3 protein-coding genes and 1 pseudogene are annotated in these 5,218 nt (G+C 41.1%); 1 reads left to right on the forward strand and 3 read right to left on the reverse strand.

The genetic code is table 11. The features are described from left to right. Positions 1-244 precede the first annotated feature (244 nt). Complete coding sequence (gene alr / locus JQC92_RS20760; RefSeq protein WP_205001446.1) at positions 245-1,321, reverse strand: alanine racemase; 1,077 nt, start codon at positions 1,319-1,321, stop codon at positions 245-247. Positions 1,322-1,346: 25 nt separating this feature from the next. Beyond that, complete coding sequence (dnaB, locus tag JQC92_RS20765; protein WP_129945693.1) at positions 1,347-2,753, reverse strand: replicative DNA helicase; 1,407 nt, start codon at positions 2,751-2,753, stop codon at positions 1,347-1,349. A 108-nt stretch (positions 2,754-2,861) separates the two neighbouring features. Between dnaB and JQC92_RS20770 the strand changes: the two genes are divergently transcribed. Beyond that, on the forward strand, positions 2,862-5,045 hold the full coding sequence (locus tag JQC92_RS20770; RefSeq protein ID WP_205001447.1) for a S46 family peptidase: 2,184 nt from the start codon (positions 2,862-2,864) through the stop codon (positions 5,043-5,045). 64 nt (positions 5,046-5,109) lie between these two features. Here JQC92_RS20770 and JQC92_RS23345 read toward each other — a convergent pair. After that, positions 5,110-5,218 (reverse strand): annotated as a pseudogene (locus JQC92_RS23345) (IS1 family transposase); the annotation flags it as partial.

Here is a 5,218-nt window from a genome sequence, read left to right on the forward strand (position 1 = left end):
CACCAAAAACGACCAGAAACCGTAGGTTCACTATATCATTTCTGGTCGAAATTGAATGTATCAAAGAGCTATATTGTATTAGCGATCATAATGTTAGATTTTTTTCATAGCCGACTAATTATTCATCGCACTGACGTTTAGTGTAATTAATGATAAGAAATAAACGAATTTCATAATACACCTCTTTTAGGCGTATTAAGCTTAGTATAAATTAACCATTACTAAGTTAAGATCGTCGATCAATTTACTCTAAACAAACTTCAACTCTTGGTGTTAATTTTGTCACCAATTCATAGGCAATTGTTCCAATATGTTCGGCCACTTCTTCTACAGGTAAAGCTCGGCCCCACAACATCGCCTCATCACCTACTAAGTCCGTTGCATCAGCACCAAGTTCGACAGTTAACATATCCATCGAAACTCTTCCCACAATTGGCACTCGGCGACCATTAATGAATACAGGTGTACCTTCAGGGGCATTGCGCGGATAACCGTCACCGTAGCCAATTGCCACTACGCCTAGCTTGGTATCTTCTTTAGCAGTCCAATAGGCTCCATAACCCACACTCTTGCCAGCTTGATGGTTACGTACAGCAATTAATTGAGACTTGAGCTCCATGGCTGCAGTTAACCCGTGATTTGAACCTAAATCTCCTACGACAGGCGATACACCATAAAGTGCGATTCCTGGACGAATCCAATCAGCTTGAGTCTCTGGCCAATATAATGTTGCGGCAGAGTTAGCAAGTGTTCGCTCTCCCTCTAAATCAGCGATTAATTCATTAAACTTAAGTTGTTGTTCTTGAGTTAACATGTTGCTGGGCTCATCTGCACATGCAAAATGTGTCATTAAATTAATGGGCTGAGACACATTTTTATTTTGTGATAAGCGTCGATATGCGTTTTTGAAATCTTCAGCTAAAATGCCCAGCCTGTGCATCCCTGAATCTATTTTTAACCAAACCACTACAGGCTTTTCAAGCTCAACTTGCTCTAGCATGTCTATTTGAGCATCATGATGAATCACTGTCTCAATTTGATGGCTGACGAGTACAGGTAAATCAGTCGTGTGAAATACACCTTCAAGCAACAAAAGCTTTTGACTGATGCCACCGCCTCTTAGCATTAACGCTTCTTGTAATCTCGCTAATCCAAAACCATCGGCTTCAGGCAAACACTCTGCAACATTAAGTAAACCGTGACCGTAACCATTAGCCTTGACCACGGCCATCACTTTGCTGTTTGGTGCAATTTTTTTTAGCTTAGCCAAATTTGCTTTTAAGGCGCTACAACTGACTTCTGCGCGAGGAAATGGTTTCAACGAATACCCTTATTGACTTGAATCATCAGTCTTCTTCAAACTGTGGACCGGCAAAATTATCAAAACGAGAAAATTGGCCTTGAAACGTTAATCGCACTCGACCAATTGGGCCGTTACGTTGCTTACCAATAATGATTTCTGCCGTGCCTTTATCTTCAGAAGTATCGTTATACACTTCGTCACGATAAATAAACATAATCAAATCAGCATCCTGCTCAATAGAACCCGATTCACGAAGATCTGAGTTAATCGGCCTTTTATCTGCTCTTTGCTCCAAAGAACGGTTTAACTGAGAAAGCGCAATAACAGGTATACCTAATTCTTTTGCTAATGCTTTAAGCGAACGAGAAATCTCAGCAATTTCTAAAGTACGGTTATCCGATAATGCAGGGACTTGCATTAACTGCAAGTAATCGACCATGATCATCGACAAACCACCATATTCTCGTGCAATTCGTCTTGCTCTACTTCGAACATCATTTGGTGTTAAACCTGAAGAATCATCGATGTACATTTTACCTTGTTCGAGCATAATGCCCATTGTCGATGATACTCGCGCCCAATCGTCATCATCCAATCGACCAGTACGAATCTTAGTTTGATCAACTCTTCCCAAAGATGCCAGCATTCTCATCATAATTTGTTCTGAAGGCATTTCCAGTGAGAAAATAAGAACAGGTTTGTCTTCATGTAGTGCTGCTTGCTCACACAGGTTCATCGCAAACGTGGTTTTACCCATTGAAGGACGTGCGGCAACAATCACTAAGTCACCAGATTGAAAACCCGCTGTCATGTTGTCCAAATCACCAAAGCCACTGGACACACCTGTTACACCGTTATGAGGGTTATTATAAAGCTCCTCAATCTTATCGACGGTTTTTTCAAGAATGGATTTTATTCCTTCAGGGCCCGAATTCGCATCAGCACGTTGCTCTGCGATTTTAAACACTTTAGTTTCAGCTAAATCAAGCAACTCACCTGAATTTCGACCTTCAGGATTATAACCAGCGTCAGCAATATCATGAGCAACACGGATCATTTCGCGAACAACGGCACGTTCACGCACAATTTCGGCGTACGAAACAATGTTACCAGCACTTGGTGTGTTTTTAGTGATTTCACTGATATAGGCAAAACCACCAGCATCTTCTAACTGATCTTCAACTTCAAGTTGCTCAGTTACCGTCACCAAGTCGAGTGGTTGTCCACCCTCAACCAGTTTTCCCATTGCTTCAAAAATTAAACGATGAGAACGAGAGTAAAAATCTTCTCTTACCACAGCCTCTGAAACTTTATCCCAAGCTTCTGCATCGAGCATCAACCCACCTAAAACGGATTGCTCAGCCTCAATAGAATGAGGTGGCATTTTTAAGCCTTCGACTTGCTCATCATTGCGTTTGAATTGAGGCTTTTTATTGCCCTGTTGTGCCATTGAAGCTCCCTTTTACGATTCATCGTAAAAATGTGGTAAATTCCTATCTTCTTAATAATATTCTATCGCTAGCGAGTAGAAAATAATAACTTTAATTTAGGATTCGATATGCGCAAGGCACTCATTGCGGTCTTGATTTGTTCATCTGGCGTAACTTTCGCCGATGAAGGTCAATGGCAACCATACCAATTACCATCAATAGCAGATAAATTGTCCGCTCGTGGCATTGAAATACCGGCCAAACAACTGGCCGATTTAACTCAATATCCGATGAATGCAGTAGTAAGCTTAGGTTACTGTACAGCAAGCTTTGTTTCACCAAAAGGCTTAGTTGTGACGAACCATCACTGTGCGTATGGTGCCATTCAGCACAACAGTACTAAAGAACATAACTATCTTGCTGATGGTTTCTTAGCAAGAAGTGCTGATAAAGAGCTTTCTGCAGGTGCGAACGAGCGTCTTTACATCACTGAAAAAGTGACGAATGTAACGGATCAAGTGCGTAAAGATTTAGGTAACGATCCACTGACTCGCTATGAAACAATTGCACAACGCAGTAAAGACATCGTTAAAGCATGTGAAGCCGATGATAACTATCGCTGCTCGGTTCGTAGCTTCCATAATGGTCTTGAATACTATCTAACAAAGCAATTAGTCATTCGCGACGTTCGTATCGTTTATGCACCACCAGCAAGTGCGGCTGCATTTGGAGGTGATATCGATAACTATGAGTATCCTCGCCACAGTGCCGACTTCACCTTTTTACGTGCTTATGTTGGTAAAGATGGAAAACCTGCAACATACAACAAAGAAAACGTACCATACACTCCAAAAGGCTATGTAAAAATTGACCCTCAGGGTGTAAATGCTGGAGATGGTGTTTTTGTTGCTGGTTATCCAGGCCGCACAAGCCGTTACCGCTTAACCAGCGAAATGAAGTTTGCTGATGATGTTATGTACCCAGCAATGGCAAAACGTTATCAACAACGTATTGATACGATTGAAGCCATGGGCACTGAAGATAAAGCCATTAAAATTCAATATGCCAGTACCTTAGCTTCTACTGCCAATCGAATGAAAAAGCTCAATGGCTTATTAGACGGTTTTAGAGCGACTGACATTATTGGTATTAAACAGAAAAAAGAAGACAGTTTTAATGCTTGGTTAAACAAAAACGAACCTGCTAAAACGGCTACCGTTTCTGAGTTAGAGACATTGTTAAAGCAGCAACAAGCCAGCTTCGAAAAATCGTTTTATTTTGATAATGCGCAATCAAGTACATTGCTTGCAGCAGCAAAGCGTTTATATCGTCTAGCTAATGAGAAACAGAAACCTGATAGCAAGCGTGAAGTGGGGTATCAAGAGCGTGATATGAAGCTGTTTGCAGCACGCTTAAAGCGCATCGATACTCGCTTTAACCCTAAGGTAGACAAGGTGCTTTGGAAGCAAGATATCGATGCTTATCTAACGCAAAACAATCGTGTTGCAGCACTGGATGCAAGATTTCATAACCCTAAACTCGTAGCCGATACCATTAGTGCGATGTATCACCACTCAAAACTTGCTAATCATACTGAGCGATTAAAGTGGATGAATGCCAGTGTTGCTGATTTTAAAGCAAGCAGTGATCCTTTTATCAAGCTTGCAGTAGCCTTATACGACACCAATATAGCTAATGAAAAAGCCGATAAGATATTGGCAGGGAAACTATCCGTTGCACGTCCTGATTATATGGCTGCAATCATTGCCAATAACAAATCACTCAACCTTCCTGTTTATCCAGATGCAAACGGTACTCTGCGTGTAACTTATGGCATGGTTGACGGCTATCAAGCACAAGATGGCATGTATAAACAGCCATTTACTCGTTTAGAAGGCATTGTTGCTAAAAATACGGGTATTGAACCTTTTGATGCACCAAAAAAGCTGATTGACGCCATTAAACAGCCGAGCCAAGGCAGTCACATCGTAAAGTCAGTCTATCCTGATACTCGTGGTTACCTATGTCGCCTATTCTCATGTGAAGCGAAACCTGAAGTATTCAATGGTGTGCCAGTTAACTTCTTATCAAGTGTTGATACAACGGGCGGCAACTCAGGCTCGCCAGTATTTAACGGTAAAGGTGAGTTAGTCGGTCTGAACTTCGATTCAACTTATGAAGCTATTACTAAAGACTGGTACTTTAATCCGACGATCACTCGTGCTGTTCATGTCGATATTCGTTACATCTTATGGATGATGGATAACGTTGATCATGCCGATGAATTGATGAAAGAGTTAAACGTTCAGTAATGTTAAAAAGGCTCCGTGTTCAGGAGCCTTTTTTCTACTTAGCTGTTTTAGGTAGTGGTCTAATTTAGTGATAGGCATGAATATCAATTCCAAATTCTACTCGATTAATTAACAAACCGATTACCGTGTCATGCATACTTTCTAATTTTGAAAAACAAATTGTTCTTCGTGCC

The organism is Parashewanella hymeniacidonis (assembly GCF_016900895.1).
In the GTDB taxonomy this organism is placed as follows: Bacteria; Pseudomonadota; Gammaproteobacteria; order Enterobacterales; family Shewanellaceae; genus Parashewanella; species Parashewanella hymeniacidonis.